The sequence below is a fragment of the Streptomyces sp. NPDC107581 genome, from assembly GCF_055657175.1.
Map to the genome: position 1 here is coordinate 1 of NZ_JBVKBH010000029.1, position 15,761 is coordinate 15,761.

Here is a 15,761-nt window from a genome sequence, read left to right on the forward strand (position 1 = left end):
CTGCACTGGAGTTGGAAAAAGATCTCCTTCGGAACCGCCATACCCTGACAACGAGCCCACCCTTGTAAAGCAGCACCTTGATTCTTTACGGCTTCACTACGCCCGCAACCTGCTCTCCCAGGTCCCCAAATCCGCCCAGCCGTGGGTGGCCACGCTCCTGCGGACCGTCTTCGAACAGCCCGACGCCGACGCCGTGAAGGCCCAGATGAGGCGTGTCCTGGACGCTCTGGAAGCCAGATTCCCCAAGGCTGCGAGCCACCTCGATGCCGCCCAGCACGATGTGCTGGCCTTCACCGCGTTCCCGCGCGAGATCTGGCGGCAGATCTGGTCCAACAACCCGCAGGAACGGCTCAACAAGGAGGTCCGTCGCCGCACCGACGTGGTCGGCATCTTCCCCGACCGCACGGCCCTGATCCGCCTCGTCGGTGCCGTCCTGGCCGAGCAGAACGACGAGTGGACCCAGGCCCGCCGCCACATGGGACTCGACCTACTGGCCAAGGCCCGCCCCACCCGATCGAGTCAGAAACAGACGACACCGACCTGCCCACCGAACTCACCGCATAGCCTCGAAGACGAGATCACCGAGTGGCCGTCGATACACCACTCCAGTGGACGTGACCTGGACCCGGTTCGGTGGCTTACGCATGGGGGTGAGGATTCGTGGGGCGTGACGAACTCGTCCCGTCGCGGGCGCTCAGCCTGAAGGAACCCCCGCGCGACCGTGGGCGACCGCCGAAGACCAGCTGAATGCAGCTGCCTCTGCGGGCCATGTCGAAGTTGCGTTTTCCCTGTCCAAGTGGCCTCTCGCACAGGTCCTTGCGGGAACTGGGGCGGTGGCGCTGCCTGCCGCCGTGGAAGTCCGCATCGGCCCAGCAAATACCGAGAAGCAGCATCGATGGATCCGGCCTGTCCCGGGTCCTTCGGCGATGGTGGCTTGGGCGGATTGACGTAGAAGATCACGTGTCCCAAAACCGGACAAACAAGGAAAAGATCGCGCCATGGATCTTGTGCGGCACCAGCGAACCCCCGAGGAACGACGGCGGCACGACACGCGTTCGATTTCACTGAGGGGGAAAGTGAAGGCACGTTTTGTCGCCCCGCTTCTCGCGGCGGGGGCCCTGCTGCTGTCGGCCACCACGGCGTCGGCTGTGCCGGCTCCGGTCGGGAGTACGGGCAAGGTCACCGTGAAGAATCCTGGTGTGTACGTGTGGTGCACGTTTCAGGGCGAGAAGCCGTTCCAGCTCACTCACAACGGGGGACTGATCGCCCAGGGGCACTACACGGGTTGCTCGACTCCGGCGCCCGACAAGTGCCGGGCCCAGGTCGATCTTCAGCGGCTCGAAGCCTATGACGGGCACTGGCACGCGGTGAAGCACAAGGACAGCGGGTGGACGAAGTGCAGCGGCCGTGTGACGACGAAGCCGCTCAAGTGCGTGCATGATGGCCACAAGGAAACGTACAACACGCAGGCGACGCTTCAGGTCGAGTACCACGGACGCTTCAGCGAACCCGGTATCGCGGACTCGCACAACACTTACGTGGACTGCTGACGAAGGAGCCCCATGGAGTTCGCGTTCGAGGCCGTTGATCTGGAACACATCCGTCGTTTCTGGAGTCTCGTTCCCGGAATGGACGGCATGACGATCTCCCAGGGACCGGTGTCGTCCATGCGGCCGGTCACTAGTCCACTCGTCGGAACAGTCCAGGAACTGGCCGAGACGCTGACCGCTATGGGGGGCCGGGTGCTGGAGTGGGACGAAGGTGGATGGGCTCTGATGGCTGATCCCGAGGGGAACGAGTTCTACGTCCGGCCGCCGGAGGATCTGTAGGCGCCGATCCTGGTACGTCTCACTAACTGATTACACCTCGAAGCCCCCGCCGGCCGGATCTCTCCGGGGCGGGGGCTTCGGGCTGGGGCAGGCTGCGGCGTGCGCGTCGAACGGATCCAGCGGGGTAGCGGAGCTCCTTCTGACGTCAAGGCTGATGCCGTGCCGTACCGGCCATTCGCGACACACCCCTGTGTCCGACGGCGGACAGCGCCCCTGCCCCGTTCCTGGGTGCATCAAGGACATGCCCAACGGCACCGACGTGGCTGTGACGTGGGGCATGGTCACTTTCCGGTCAGCCGTGTTCTGGGCGCGGCGTCAAGGTTTCGTGACCAGGGGTGATCATGGCTATCGTGCCTGGGCTGCTTCTGTTACGGATGGAGGTGGCAGGGGAGGGGCAAGGCGAGCGAGTGGCCCAGGGTTTGTTGAGGGGCTGACTGTACGGGGGGAGGACTCGATGGGCGACAACACGGGGGATCCGCAGGCAGCTGCGGCTGCGATGGAATCAGCGGCCGGCGCACTGGCCGCGTCCGGCATCGGGCCGATCGCAGGGATCGGTGCTGCCATGGCCCGGGAACTGCGGGTCGAGGCCGAGACTCTGACTGCCTTCAAGAACAGGGTGAATGACCTTCTGACTCGACTGGAGAAGTCGAAGGCTGCTCCGCACAGGATTGCGGACGGCTCCCTGCCGACGGGACGGTTGGGCAATTTCGACGAAGCTGACGCGCTCCACGGTGCCTACACCCAGGTGCACTCCCAGCTTGAACACCTGTCCAAAATGCTGGCGCTGCAGATCGAGGGGCTGATGGTGACGGTCGACGCGTCGAAGAGCGACTATCACCATCTCGACGCCGACGTTCGCGATCGCCTGCACCGCATCCGTGTCGAGGCCGACAAGCTGGCTGCCGATGAGGCCCGGCCGAAAGCAAAGGGACACGCTCACGGCGGGGCGGATGCGTCCGGGCATGGCGGACACGGCTCCACGTCGGACTCGCAGGCAGGTGGTCTGTGATGTCCGTGGTGAGGAGACTGCGCGACGGGATGGTCTTGACAGGAAAGGTGGCGGGGGTCCATGTCTGACTTTGCCGGCCGCATGTGGGAGACGGTCAGGCAGGAGCGGTTTCTGCTCCAGGACCCCGAACAGTTGTGGGCCATGGTCGAGCCGGGCGACGGGCCGACGGTCAGTGCTCTCGGTGAGCTTCTGACGGAGGCCGCCAAGACGATCAAGGAGATCGGCGGCGATCTGCGGACCCACAGCATGGCGGTCGAGTGGGAGGGTGAGGGCGGCAAGGCGTTCCGGACCTGGTGCCATCAAGCGGCGCTCACCACAGTGAAGTTGGGCGACTACAGCGAGAGCGCGGGCAAGTGGCTGGGTCACGCGGCGGACACGCTGCACGAGGTCAAGCCGCAGCTTGAGATGTTGAAGAACCAGAGTGTCAGCGCGCGTTCGGTGCTTGATGCGCATGCGGCGAAGGCGACGGATGTCGGCAGCCACGACGGCAGTCCGTCGGACTCCGCGGTGACGAAGGCCAAGACCCAGTACGCCAACACCCGTGGCGAGGCCGGCGGGCTGATGATGAAGCTCGCCCAGTCGTACACGGCGTCGACGGAGCAGATCAGCGCGCTGGAGGCACCGAAGTTCCCGGAGCTGCCGGAACGGTTCGTGCCGCCCAAGATCGATGGCGGAACGCACGTCTCCGCCCCGACCACACAGGGAAGCGCAGGTCCGGGGACGGACACGCGGATGAAGTCGAACACGTACGACGGCAACGCCGGTTCCCGTTCCGGCGGGACCGGTTCGGTGTCTCAGCCGTCCACGTCGCATCGTCTGAAGGACCCGGCCGATGGCCCCCATCATGTGCCGCCGAACGCTCGCATTGATGTACCGCACACGGCGATCGACAGCGCAGGAACCCTTCCGCCCGCGCCGACGGCGCCTTCCACTCACTCGGTGCCGTCGGCTGGGCCAAGCGGGCCGGACGTAGGGACGCCGTCGACGACAGGCGTGCTGCCACCCGTGTTCGGAGCTGGAACAACGCGGCCACCGGGTGTCCGGGAAGGCGGTGAGCGTCCCGTGTACAGAGGCCGGGACTCCTTGCCCACACCATCGGGACCCGGCACCTCAGGGAGCCCGCGCATTCCGGGAAGCGGGCCGTTCGGTCCCAGCGTGACCGGGAGTGAGCCCGCCCCTCAGCGCGGGTCGCTCAGCCCTGCTCCCGCCCGAGGCGCCAACGGCATCACGGGCGGCCGCCCGGTCTCACCATCGCCAGGACGGCCTGCTGGTGCGATTCCGCGCGGCAATGTCGTTGGTGGCGCTCCGAACCAGCAACAGCCTCCAAGGGGCCGTGGTGCGGTGTCCGGAAGCCCTACTGCCAGGAAGACGTCATCCCGCGGCGACAACTCCGCCGTGAACCGTGAGGGCGCACCGAGGGGGCGCATGCCTGGCACCTCCAACGGCATCGTAGGGGGACAGCCCAGACCAGCTCGCGACCGTGGACGGGCAGGGACCACTTCGCGAGGCCTACGGCCCGCAAGCGAAGCAGCCGCAGAGGAGCCGCTGCCGCGCCGTGGTGGACCACCTCGTGGTTCCTCGGATCCTGCCCCGAACCGCGATGACCGCTCCGCTCGCGACAAGCACTCGGGCAGCCGCGAGACCGACCAGGCGGAGGACAAGGATCTCCAAGCAGAGGACAGGAACAACTCACCGGTCCCGCCTTCCGTGCCCAAAGGGCCTGATGGAGACATAGGACGAGAAGCATGATCACGCTCAACCGTGGCGAGCACGCCAGATGGCGCGCTCGGGCCGTATCCGCAACCGTCGGGGTCCTGTTGGCGGGCATCGCCGTCACACCCGCGCACGCTGACACCGTCCGTGAGCGGCAGTGGCACCTCGATGCCATGCACGCCGATGAGATGTGGAAGACCAGCACGGGCAAGGGCATCACGGTCGCGGTGATCGACACCGGTGTCCAGGCCGACATTCCCGACCTGCGTGGCCAGGTCGTGCCTGGCAAGAACTATTCCAGGCATCCCGGGAACGAACGCAGTGACTACGACGGCCACGGCACCGGTATGGCCGTCCTGATCGCCGGCACGGGCGCCCGTGGCCCCGCCAACGGCTCCTACGGCCTGGCCCCGGCAGCGAAGATCATGCCGATCCGTATCCCGGACTTCATCGAGCAAAGCCGCGCCGATGGCAATCCGGATGACTACCCCACATACATGGCCAAGGCCATCCGGTTCGCGGCCGATTCGGATGCCCAGGTCATCAACATCTCGCAGGCGAGTACCGCACACTCCCAGGAACTGAGTGATGCTGTCGCCTACGCGCTTTCCAAGGGCAAGCTGATCTTCGCTGGTGTGGGCAATGACGGCGCTGCGCTCAACCGGGTGGAGTACCCAGCGGCCACACCTGGTGCGGTGGGCGTCGGAGCGATCGACAAAAGCGTTAAGGCGACGAAGGAGTCCGAGCACGGCCCCCAGGTCGATCTGGCCGCGCCCGGCGAGGACATGGTCGCCGCGTGCCTCGGCGGCACGGAACTGTGCAAGACGCACGGCACCAGCGACGCCACCGCCATCGCCTCCGCCTCCGCCGCCCTGATCTGGTCCAAGCACCCGAACTGGACCAACAACCAGGTCCTGCGGGTCATGCTCAACACCGCGAGCAAACCGACGAGCGGCAAGGAGCGTACCGACTACCTCGGCTACGGCGCCGTCCGCCCCCGCGTCGCGTTGACCGACCCCGGCGACCCCGGCCCGGCCGGCGTCTACCCGCTGCCCGACTTCAAGCAAGCGGCCTCCAAGACCCCTGACGGGTCGGCCACGGCCTCCGCGAAGGACGGCAGCAGCCCATCGCCTGCAGCATCCGCATCCTCGGGCGGCGGCTCTGCGCAGCCATGGATTCTCGGGGGTGCGGGAGTTGTCGTCGTTGCGGGTGGGGCTGTGGCTGCTGGGGCGGTACGCAGGCGCCGACGTGCGGCGACGGTGGCCCAGGCTCACGTGGCACCGGATGGACACATCGGCCGATAACGGCAATGCACAGGCCCGCGGCATGGCGGGAGCTCAGTGATGACACAACGACTTCGTTCCCCGCGAAACAAAGAAGTTCCGCCGCACTGACTAGGCGGCAGGGGATGCAGGCCAGCGGGACCGTGTCGGTGGGTAAGGAGAGAGACGGTCATGAACAAGCGCATCCAGGCGCCATCGCCATCCGGTAATGCACCTGACGAGCAGTCGCTGCGGGACGCCGACCGAATGGAAAAGTGGTCAATCCTTTGGATGCTCATGGCGATTGGCGTGTGGATCTGGTTTCTCTACCTACTCGTTTTCGGATACCACTCCGGTGGAGTCGATTGCCGTGCGCCGATGTTCCATGCCAATCAGGATGACGGCCCCTGTGACAGCGGCATGCGCCGGTGGCCCGTGCTTCTTGGCGTACTTGCCCTGGCGATCGTTCCGACGGTCGCTGCCGCGATCACATCGCTGTACGCGAAACTCCTCTACCGTATCGCCGGTTCGCCGAATCAGAACGCACATCAGAACCCACATTCCTCCGCGGGATCGTCTTCGTGAACTCGCGGGCGAGTGCTTGAACCTGGCCCCACCGGCACGACGGCCGGTCGTGACCACGTGTTGAGCGTGACGTCTGCGAAACGCGTTGTGAAAGGATCGGTCAGTCGCCCAGGACCCGCTCCCACAGCAGCCCGTCCCGCCAGCTTCCGTCGAGAAAGATCGAGGAGTGCGCGACGCCGTACGGGCTGAACCCGTTGCGCCGCAGCACCCGTTGCGACGGCAGATTCTCCAGATGGGTGGACGCCTCAGCGCGGTGCAACCCGAGTTCCTCCGTCATCACCTGAAGTGCAAGCCCGACGGCGCGCCCGGCGTGCCCTTGATTCTGGGCGACGACGGCGATCCAGTAGCCGACGGAACCGCGGCGAAGGTGCGGCTGCGGCAGGATGCCTCCGATGGTGACCTGCCCGATCACCCGGTCGTCGGCGAGTACCACGCCCGGCCAGGCCGTGCCGGCCCGGTATCCGGCCAGCAAGCTGTCGATCCGCTCCGCCTGGCCCTCCGGGGTGAAGAAGCCGGCCGGCTGGGCCGGTTCCCACGGCCGGAAAGCCTCGAAGTCCCGCGCCCGATGCGCGGCGATCGGGGCGGCATCGGTGGGCTCTATCAGGCGGATCCTGGTGCTGTCGTGCATGGACTGATCCTCGTCGCGGCGCGTCGGATGGGACCGGCCAGCCTATTCCCGGGCGGTGTTCGACGAGGGTGGGGGACGGCGACCACGTCGTCACGGCCCTGCACCGGCACCGCCGCCGTCATGGACATCGTCGGCGTCGTCGCACATGCCGCCCTAGCCGAGCATGTCGGGGAAGCCCGGATCGGTGGAGTCGGTGTCCGGCATCATGGCCGCGAGGATCTCCGCGGTGATGGTGGCCTGCTCGATGGAGCGGGGCAGCATGACGTTCTCGTACGCGGCGACAGCGTCCTCGATGCCGGGCCGGTCGACGACCGCCCGGGCGAGTTCGGCGCCGTCGAGCATGGCGAGGTTGGCGCCGACGCCGACGGGCGGCATCAGATGGGCGGCGTCGCCGAGCAGGGTGATGCCGGGGACGCGGTTCCAGGTGTGCGGCACCGGCAGGACGAACACGGGCCGGTCGATGAACGTGCCGTCGTTGTGGCGGATCAGGTCGAGCAGGCCCTCGTCGAAGCCCTCGTACATGCCCAGCAAGCGGGCGCGCACGGCTTCGGTGTCGGCCAGGTCGATGCCCGCGTGCCAGTCGAGCGCCCCGTGGACGGCGATGTAGACGCGGACGTGGGCGTCTGCGTTGCGCTGGGCCATCAGGCTCAGGCGCCCGGCCTTGGCCCACATGGTGCCCTGGCCGACCCGTTCGGCGATGGCGGGGAAGCGTCGGTCGACGTCGGTGAAGTGGACCTCGACGAAGGTGACGCCGGTGCAGGCCGGTTGGGCGTCCGAGAGCGCGGTACGCACCTGCGACCAGGCGCCGTCCGCGCCGACGACCAGGTCGAATTCTCCGGCGGTGCCTCGTGTGAGCTCCAGACGGACGCTGCCGTCGGGCAGCGGTACGGCCTTCTCGACCGGGTGGTCCCAGCGCACGGTGCCCGGGGCCAGGGAGTCGAGCAGGAGGGTGCGCAAGTGCCCTCGGTCGATTTCCGGGGCACCGGTCTCGCCGGGCTCGGGCCTGTGGTGGTGCAGCAGGGTGGCCGACCGGTCCATGAGGCGCAGTTCCTGGCCCTCGGGCCGGGAGAGCGCGAGGAACTGGTCGAAGAGTCCGGCGGCGCGCAGGCCCACCTGGCCGGTGTCCTCACGGATGTCGAGGGTGCCGCCCTGCGGCCGGGAGTCGGGGGTGGCATCGCGCTCGAAGACGGTGACGGGTATGCCGTGCTGCTGAAGCGTGCGGGCGCAGACGAGGCCACCAAGGCCCCCGCCGACGATCGCGATACGGGGGGTGGAAGACATGGTGGTGCTCCGATCGGAGGAAGGGGGGTACGGGAGCGGGCAGGCGCGTCCTGGCCGGCTCTGGGGAGGGCTGGGACCTGTGGCTCGTCAGGTGGTGAGGCTAGCGACCGGGTAGGTGAAGGGGCCACTGATATTTGCTCGTTGAAGCCCCGAACGCCCCATGAGCCCCTGGTTCCACATGACGACCTTGCGGATGACGGTCCGGGCGCCGATGGAGGCTTCCTCCTTGCGGTCATGCCGAATCGCCGGTCAGGGGCTTGACCATGACACGTTGATAAGGTGTGCCCTGGGTGCCGGAGGTGGTCCCGATCAACACGACAAACGGAACCCCGCACAACATTCATGTGGCCGACGCCCTGCGGGCCGAGGACTCGTCGGTCCGGCTTCAGGCGGCCCTGGCGGTCGGCTCCGACCCCCACCCCGACTTCCTGGAGACGCTCGTCGAGCGGTGCGCGGTCGAGCCGGACTTCTTCGTGCGCGACATGCTGTCCTGGGCGCTGACCCGCCTGTCGTCGGAGATCACCCTGCCCCGGATTCGCCGGGAACTCGACTCCGAGCGGGCTCAGGCCCGCAGCCAGGCGTTGCACATGCTTTCCAAGATCGGCGACAAGAGCGCGTGGGCCTGGATCACGCGCGACATGCTGCGCGACGCCGACGACGAGGTCGCGCGGACCGCGTGGCGCGCCGCGGTCGTCCTCGTGCCCGAGGACGAGAAGCAGGACCTGGTCGGCGAACTGGTCGGGCAACTCGGCCGCGGTGACCGCCATGTGCAGCTGAGCCTGAGCCGGGCCCTCGTCGACCTCGGCGACGTGACCAGGCCCGCCCTGGAGAAGGCCGCAGCGGACCCTGACCCGATCGTGGGCGCGCACGCCCGTGCCACCGAGCTGCTCCGGCAGAACCCGGAGACCGGATTCGACGCGGCCGTCGACGAGGCGAAGAGAGTCCTCACACTCGGCCCCGAACGAGTCGCCGCCGATCGAGTCGCTCCCGATCGAGTCGCTCCCGATCGAGTCGCTGCCTCTGTCGCGCTTGCGTCGGGAGTCGCCGAGCCCACGGAGACCGCCGACGTCGCGGCGACTGCTGACGCCGCGGAGAACTCCGACGTCGCGGAGACTGCCGACGCCGCAGAGACCGCCGAGCCCACGGAGATGGCCAAGGCCGCGAAGGCCGCAGAAGTCGCGGAGGCCGCGGAAGCCGTAGAGGTCGCGGAGTGCTGATCGGCGAAGTGGCCCGCCACTCGGGGGTGAGCCCCCGGATGCTCCGGCACTACGACGCCCTTGGGCTGGTGCGACCGACCGGTCGCACCGTCGGCGGCTACCGCGAGTACTCCGCCGAAGACGTCCGCAGGATCTTCCACGTGGAGAGCCTGCGGTCCCTCGGGCTCTCGCTCAAGCAGATCGGGCGCGCGCTGGAGGACCCGGCCTTCACACCGTCCGCCCTGGTCGGTGACCTCATCAGGTTGGTGGAAGACCGCTTGGAGCGGGAACGGGAGTTGCTCGGGCGACTCCGCGCGATCGACGCGTCGGCGCCCACCGGCTGGCGGGACGTCCTGCACATCGTCGAACTCATGCAGGGACTCGACTCGACCAGCCCCGCGCGCAGGAAGCAGGCTGTCCTGGCCGGGCCGGAGGGCGTTCCGGTTCCCGCCGAGCTGCTGGCCGGGGCGGTCCTGGCCGAATCCGACCCCAACGTCGCGGGCGCCCTGCGCTGGGCGCTCGCCCGATCGCGCGGCGACGGCATGGCGACACTGGCCGCCGGCGTGCACTCGGAGGACGTCGGCATCCGGCGGCGCGCGGTGCTGGCGGTCGCCGAGATGTCCGAAGCCCCGGGGGCCACCGCGGTGCTTGCGGACGCGCTCGGGGACCCGGACACGACCGTGCGCGGGCACGCCGCTCTGGCGTTGGGCAGGCGTGGCGTGACCGCGGCGGTGCCGACACTGGTCGGCATGGTGGTCGGGGGCTCCAACGACGTCGACGCGGCGGAGGTCCTGGGCACGCTGTCCCAGGATCCCGGGTGCGCTGACCTGATCATGACCGCACTGGTCGACGAACTCGCGGCGCCCACAACGGACTCCGCGACGCGGATACGTCTGGCCCAGGCCCTGGTGGAGCTGTCGGGGAACACGGCGCAGGAGGTCCTGCGCCGACTGGCCCACGACGACGACCGTGCTGTCGCCCTCGTTGCCTCGGCCTTCGTCGGAGTTCTCGACAAGAGGAGGTCCCCCGAGGACCGAGGCGACGCGATGTCCTGATGACACGCGACCAAGGCGCCGCGCCGTCCTGAAGGCACGCGATCGAGGCGCCGCGCCGTCCCCCCAGACACGCGACCGAGGCGACGCGGCGCCCCAGAGCGGGCGTGTCCGGGGCAGCGGGGATGAAGGGCTCCAGCTTGCCTTTGCGGGCGGGGTGCATGACGGTCGCCAGGTCCGTAAGGAGTCCGCGAGCCGGACGCTTCCCCGCACCCGTCGGATCGGCTGCCGCAGCGCGTCAGTGCGTCAGTACGTCGCAGTGGAGGAACGCCCAAGACCGTGACGCCCGTTCGGTGCTCCGGCCGCCTCGGAGCCCCCACCCTGATGCAGGAAAACCCGCCCCACCTGAACCACCTGCGTATTCTCCCAACTCCGCACTCCGTGACATGATTTCGATGACGCGTCATGCGGAGTCGGTGCCCGGCGGCCTCCGCACATGCCACGAACCCCTGACTCCCCGGATCCTCCGCCGAGGCGTGTCCTGAGCGCTCACCGGACCGGCCGTTGCGGGCAATCAGCGAGGTGAGAGATGCAGTTCACCACCCGGCCCACGCTTCAAGGATCCTTCGGCATGGTGTCCTCCACACACTGGCTGGCCTCCCAGTCGGCGATGGCGGTCCTGGAGAACGGCGGCAACGCCTACGACGCGGCCGTGGCGGGCGCCTTCGTGCTGCACGTGGTGGAGCCGCACCTGAACGGGCCGGCCGGCGAGGTGCCGATCCTGCTCGCCCCGGCCGGCGGTGAGGTACGCGTGCTGTGCGGACAGGGAGTGGCCCCGGCGGGCGCCACGGTCACGCACTACAGGGGACTCGGTCTGGATCTCGTACCCGGTACGGGACCGCTCGCCGCCGCCGTGCCCGGTGCCTTCGACGCCTGGCTGCTGCTCCTGCGCGACCACGGAACCAAGTCCCTCGACGACGTCCTGAAGTACGCCATCGGGTACGCCGAGCACGGACACGCGCCCGTGGAGAACGTCGGCGCGACCGTGGAGAGCGTCCGGGAGCTGTTCGAGAGCGAGTGGACCTCCTCGGCGCAGGTGTACCTCGCGGGCGGCAGGTCGCCCCGGCCCGGCGTGCTGCTGCGCAACCCCGCCCTCGCCGCCACCTGGAAGCGGCTGCTGGCCGAAACTGCCCGGGCCGGCGACCGCGAGGTCCGGATCGACGCCGCGCGCGAGGTGTGGCGCTCCGGCTTCATCGCCGAAGCCCTGGTCCGGCAGTCCCGGCGGCCCACCCTGGACACCAGCGGTGAACGGCACACCGGCACCCTCACCGAGGCCGACCTCGCCGGCTGGACGGCGGCCTACGAGGCGCCGGTGACGTACGACTGGAACGGCTGGACGGTGTGCAAGACGGGCCCCTGGAGCCAGGGCCCCGTCTTCCTGCAGCAGCTCGCGCTGCTCCCGCCCGAGCTGCCCGCCCACGGTTCGGCCGACTACGTCCATCTGCTCGTCGAGGGCTGCAAGCTCGCCATGGCCGACCGCGAGGCCTGGTACGGGGACGCCGCCGACGTGCCGCTCGCCGAGCTGCTGTCGGACGGCTACAACGCCGGCCGGCGGCCCCTCGTCGGCGCCAAGGCCTCCTACGAGCTGCGCCCCGGCAGCCCCGGCGGACGTACCCCGCGCCTTGCCGTACCGGCGCACGTGCGCGTGCACAGCGGCGACGACCGCGGCTTCGATCCCCTGGGCGTGGGCGAGCCGACCGTCGCGAAGCTGCCCGGCGAGCCCCGGGCGGGCGCCGACGGCAGTACCCGCGGCGACACCTGCCACCTGGACGTCGTCGACCGCTGGGGCAACATGATCGCGGCCACCCCCAGCGGTGGCTGGCTCCAGTCCAACCCCGTCGTGCCCGAGCTGGGCTTCCCGCTCGGCACCCGGCTGCAGATGGCCTGGCTGGAGGAGGGGCTGCCGAACACCCTCACCCCGGGCCGCCGCCCCCGTACCACCCTCACCCCGTCCCTCGCGCTGCGCGACGGCGTCCCGGTCCTGGCCTTCGGCACGCCCGGCGGCGACCAGCAGGACCAGTGGCAGCTGCACTTCTTCCTCGCCGCCGCCCTGCGCACCCCGGTCCGCGGCGGTCTCGACCTCCAGGGCGCCATCGACGCCCCGAACTGGCACAACGACGGATTTCCCAGCTCCTTCTACCCGCGCGGGCACCGCCCCGGCAGCGTGACGGTGGAGTCCCGGATGGACGCCGGCGTGGTCGAGGAGCTGCGCCGGCGCGGCCATGACGTCACGGTCGGCCCGGGCTGGTCGGAGGGCCGCCTGTGCGCGGTGGCCCGCGACCCGGAGTCCGGGATCCTGTCGGCGGCCGCAAACCCGCGGGGAATGCAGGGCTACGCGGTGGGCCGCTGAGGGCGCGGCGCCGACGGATGACGGAGGCGTCCGGGGGCGGTGCGGTGGTGGGCGGTGTGCGTGGGGCGCCGGGGGGCGGGTGTCCGTGGGCCCGGTGGTGGACGGGTGTGCGCGGCCCCGGTGGTGGATGGATGTGCGCGGCCCCGTGGTGGGTGGGTGTGCGCGGCTCCGGCGGTGGATACGTGTGCGCGGCCCCGGTGGTGGATGGATGTGCGCGGCCCCGTGGTGGGCGGGTGTGCGCGGCTCCGGCGGTGGACGGGTGTCCGTGGGCCCGGTGACGGGCGGATACGCGTGTACGTGGTGACTGACAGGTGGGCGCCGGCCTGGTGGCGGGCGGGTGTGCGCGCCTGCGGCCGGCCCTCGCCCGCCGAATCCGCCCGCACCCGTTCTTCATCCCGATTCCACCTTGCGTCCACCAGTGGGGCGGGGATTGTCAGTGGCGCGTGTTCTCATGGGAGGCATGATCCAAGACACGGAAACCATCGACGAGTTTCTCACCCGCTGCTCGGCCGATGTCGAGGAAGCGGTCCGCAAGGCGGCCGCGGCCGAGATCCTGCCCCGCTTCCGCCGCCTGGCCGCGCACGAGGTGGACCAGAAGAGCGGACCGCACGACCTGGTGACCGACGCCGACCGGCTCGCCGAGCGGCAGCTCACCGCAGTCCTCGGGGCGCTGCTGCCGGGCTCGGTGGTCGTCGGCGAGGAGGCCGTGCACGCCGACCCGGCCACGTACGAGGCGATCCAGGGCGACGCGCCGGTCTGGATCATCGACCCGGTCGACGGCACCCGGCAGTTCGTGCACGGCGACGACGGCTTCTGCACCCTGGTGGCGCTCGCCCACCGGGGCACCGTCCTGGCCTCCTGGACCTACGCCCCCGCACGTGACCAGCTCGCCACGGCCGTCCGCGGCCGGGGCGCCTTCCTCGACGGCGAGCGGCTGCTCGCGGGCCCGCCCGCACCCGGCCGTGACCTGCGCGTCGCCACCTCCCACCCCGACTTCACCACCGACGAGCAGAAGCGCGCACTGCGCGCCCTGTGGACCGAAGGCGTCGCCCCGCGCCCCTGCGGCTCGGCGGGCCTGGAGTATCTCGCCATAGCGCGGGGCGAGTTGGATGCCGTGGCGTTCTCCTGGGAGGCCGCCTGGGACCACGCGGCGGGCCTGCTCCTGGTCGAAGAGGCGGGCGGCACCCACCTGACCCGCAGCGGCGAACCCTTCCGCGTGACCGGCTCCAACGTGCTGCCGTTCACCGCCGCCCGCGACGCCGGCACCGCCCGCCGGATCGCGGAACTGCTGCGTACGGCCCCCTGAGGCACCCGGCCCGGGGGAGTGTCCGTCCTGCGGCATATCCTGATCCTGATTAGCCATCGGCTGACGAAGGGGTCCGAAGGTGTCGTCGATGCTCGATGCGGTCGTGGTGGGTGCGGGACCGAACGGACTGACCGCTGCCGTGGAGCTGGCCCGCCGCGGCTTCTCCGTCGCCCTCTTCGAGGCGCGGCCCACCGTCGGCGGCGGCGCCCGTACCGAAGAGCTGACCCTGCCCGGCTTCCGGCACGACCCGTGCTCGGCCGCCCACCCTCTCGGCATCAACTCGCCCGCGTTCCGCGCGCTGCCCCTGGACCGCTACGGCCTTCAGTGGCTGCACGCCGACCTGCCCATGGCGCATCCCTTCCCGGACGGCACCGCGGCCGTACTGTCCCGGTCCGTCGCCGAGACGGCCGCCTCGTTCGGGCCGCGCGACGCGGGCGCCTACCGCAGGCTGGTCGAGCCGTTCGTGCCGCACTGGGACACGCTCGCCCGGGACTTCATGTCCCTGCCCCTGACCGCGCTGCCCCGCGACCCGGTCACCCTCGCCCGCTTCGGCCTGGCCGGTCTGCCGCCCTCCACCTGGCTGATGAGCCGCTTCCACGACGAGCGGTTCAAGGCCCTCTTCTCCGGCCTCGTCGCCCATGTCATGGCCCCACTGAGCGGCCTCGCCACCGGCGCCGTCGGCCTGGTCTTCGCGCTGGCCGCGCACGCCCGCGGCTGGCCGGTGGCCCGCGGCGGCTCCCAGGCGATCTCCGACGCGCTCGCCGCCTACCTCAAGGATCTCGGCGGCGCCGTCCACACGGACTACGAGGTCAAGCGGCTGGACGACCTGCCGCCCGCGCGGGCGTACGTCTTCGACACCTCGCCGACCGCGCTCGCCCGCATCGCCGGCTTCGGCGGCTACTACGACCGCTACCGCTACGGACCCGGTGTCTTCAAGATCGACTACGCACTGGACGGCCCGGTTCCCTGGACCGCACCCGAGGCCCGCGTCGCCGGCACCGTGCAGATCGGCGCGAGCCGGGCCGAGATCGACACCGCCCTGCGCGCCGCGTCCCGCGAGGGTCACGCCCCCGACAAGCCGTTCCTGATCACCGTCCAGCCCAGTGTGGCCGACCCCACCCGCGCCCCCGAGGGCAAACATGTCTTCTGGGCGTACGGCCACGTCCCCAACGGCTGGCAGGGCGACCTCACGGACGCGATAGAACGCCAGCTGGAACGCTTCGCGCCCGGCTTCCGCGACCGCGTCCTGGCCCGTGCCACCGCAGGACCGGCCCAGATGGCCGCCCACAACGCCAACTACGTCGGCGGCGACATCGCCTGCGGCGCGGCCTCCGGACTCCAGCTCCTGCTGCGCCCCAGACTGTCCCTGTCCCCGTACCGGACCCCGCACCCGGCCGTCTTCATCTGTTCCTCGGCCACCCCGCCGGGCCCCGGCGTGCACGGCATGTCGGGGCACAACGCGGCCAGGGCGGTCTGGCGGCGACTGCGCCAACAACCGTGACGCACCAGCGTGTTGCCACCGCCTTCACCCGGTACTGAGCTGGTAGAGA

The 15,761-nt window shown here is 69.9% G+C and carries 13 protein-coding genes and 1 pseudogene; 12 read left to right on the plus strand and 2 right to left on the minus strand.

Going from position 1 to position 15,761, the window contains the following annotated elements; genetic code table 11:
- The 7 genes and pseudogenes from ACZ7P3_RS40790 to ACZ7P3_RS40820 all read left to right on the plus strand — a co-directional run.
- Positions 1-559 (plus strand): annotated as a pseudogene (locus ACZ7P3_RS40790) (transposase); the annotation flags it as partial.
- 439 nt (positions 560-998) lie between these two features.
- Positions 999-1,550, plus strand: a complete 552-nt coding sequence (locus tag ACZ7P3_RS40795) for a hypothetical protein (protein ID WP_472089701.1) — start codon at positions 999-1,001, stop codon at positions 1,548-1,550.
- Positions 1,551-1,562: 12 nt separating this feature from the next.
- Entirely contained in the window at positions 1,563-1,829 is a 267-nt protein-coding gene (locus tag ACZ7P3_RS40800) for a VOC family protein (RefSeq protein WP_472089703.1), read from the plus strand.
- Between the two features lie 454 nt (positions 1,830-2,283).
- The gene (locus ACZ7P3_RS40805) at positions 2,284-2,838 is read left to right on the plus strand and encodes a hypothetical protein (RefSeq protein ID WP_472089705.1); all 555 of its coding nucleotides are present in this window, start codon (positions 2,284-2,286) and stop codon (positions 2,836-2,838) included.
- A gap of 60 nt (positions 2,839-2,898) precedes the next feature.
- The gene (locus ACZ7P3_RS40810) at positions 2,899-4,587 is read left to right on the plus strand and encodes a WXG100 family type VII secretion target (RefSeq protein WP_472089707.1); all 1,689 of its coding nucleotides are present in this window, start codon (positions 2,899-2,901) and stop codon (positions 4,585-4,587) included.
- Positions 4,584-5,855, plus strand: coding sequence for a type VII secretion-associated serine protease mycosin (mycP, locus tag ACZ7P3_RS40815; RefSeq protein WP_472089709.1), 1,272 nt, complete (start codon positions 4,584-4,586; stop codon positions 5,853-5,855). Before ACZ7P3_RS40810 ends, mycP begins: the two co-directional genes overlap by 4 nt.
- 150 nt (positions 5,856-6,005) lie before the next feature.
- A complete protein-coding gene (locus ACZ7P3_RS40820; RefSeq protein ID WP_472089711.1) occupies positions 6,006-6,398 on the plus strand; it encodes a hypothetical protein in 393 nt (130 codons plus the stop codon).
- A 100-nt stretch (positions 6,399-6,498) separates the two neighbouring features.
- On the opposite strand, the gene ACZ7P3_RS40825 is transcribed toward ACZ7P3_RS40820, so the two are convergent.
- Together ACZ7P3_RS40825 and ACZ7P3_RS40830 are read right to left on the minus strand one after the other, a co-directional pair.
- A complete protein-coding gene (locus tag ACZ7P3_RS40825; RefSeq protein WP_472089713.1) occupies positions 6,499-7,026 on the minus strand; it encodes a GNAT family N-acetyltransferase in 528 nt (175 codons plus the stop codon).
- Between the two features lie 153 nt (positions 7,027-7,179).
- Positions 7,180-8,307 carry an FAD-dependent oxidoreductase gene (locus tag ACZ7P3_RS40830; RefSeq protein WP_472089715.1) on the minus strand — a complete coding sequence of 376 codons (1,128 nt, stop codon included), beginning with the start codon at positions 8,305-8,307 and terminating at the stop codon, positions 7,180-7,182.
- 290 nt (positions 8,308-8,597) lie between these two features.
- Between ACZ7P3_RS40830 and ACZ7P3_RS40835 the strand changes: the two genes are divergently transcribed.
- From ACZ7P3_RS40835 to ACZ7P3_RS40855, 5 genes are all read left to right on the plus strand, one after another.
- The gene (locus ACZ7P3_RS40835) at positions 8,598-9,524 is read left to right on the plus strand and encodes a HEAT repeat domain-containing protein (protein ID WP_472089717.1); all 927 of its coding nucleotides are present in this window, start codon (positions 8,598-8,600) and stop codon (positions 9,522-9,524) included.
- Complete coding sequence (locus tag ACZ7P3_RS40840) at positions 9,518-10,558, plus strand: MerR family transcriptional regulator (protein ID WP_472089719.1); 1,041 nt, start codon at positions 9,518-9,520, stop codon at positions 10,556-10,558. Before ACZ7P3_RS40835 ends, ACZ7P3_RS40840 begins: the two co-directional genes overlap by 7 nt.
- A gap of 526 nt (positions 10,559-11,084) precedes the next feature.
- Positions 11,085-12,905, plus strand: a complete 1,821-nt coding sequence (locus tag ACZ7P3_RS40845; protein WP_472089720.1) for a gamma-glutamyltransferase family protein — start codon at positions 11,085-11,087, stop codon at positions 12,903-12,905.
- Between the two features lie 460 nt (positions 12,906-13,365).
- On the plus strand, positions 13,366-14,211 hold the full coding sequence (locus tag ACZ7P3_RS40850) for an inositol monophosphatase family protein (RefSeq protein WP_472089722.1): 846 nt from the start codon (positions 13,366-13,368) through the stop codon (positions 14,209-14,211).
- A gap of 88 nt (positions 14,212-14,299) precedes the next feature.
- On the plus strand, positions 14,300-15,712 hold the full coding sequence (locus ACZ7P3_RS40855; RefSeq protein WP_472089724.1) for a phytoene desaturase family protein: 1,413 nt from the start codon (positions 14,300-14,302) through the stop codon (positions 15,710-15,712).
- Positions 15,713-15,761: the final 49 nt, after the last annotated feature.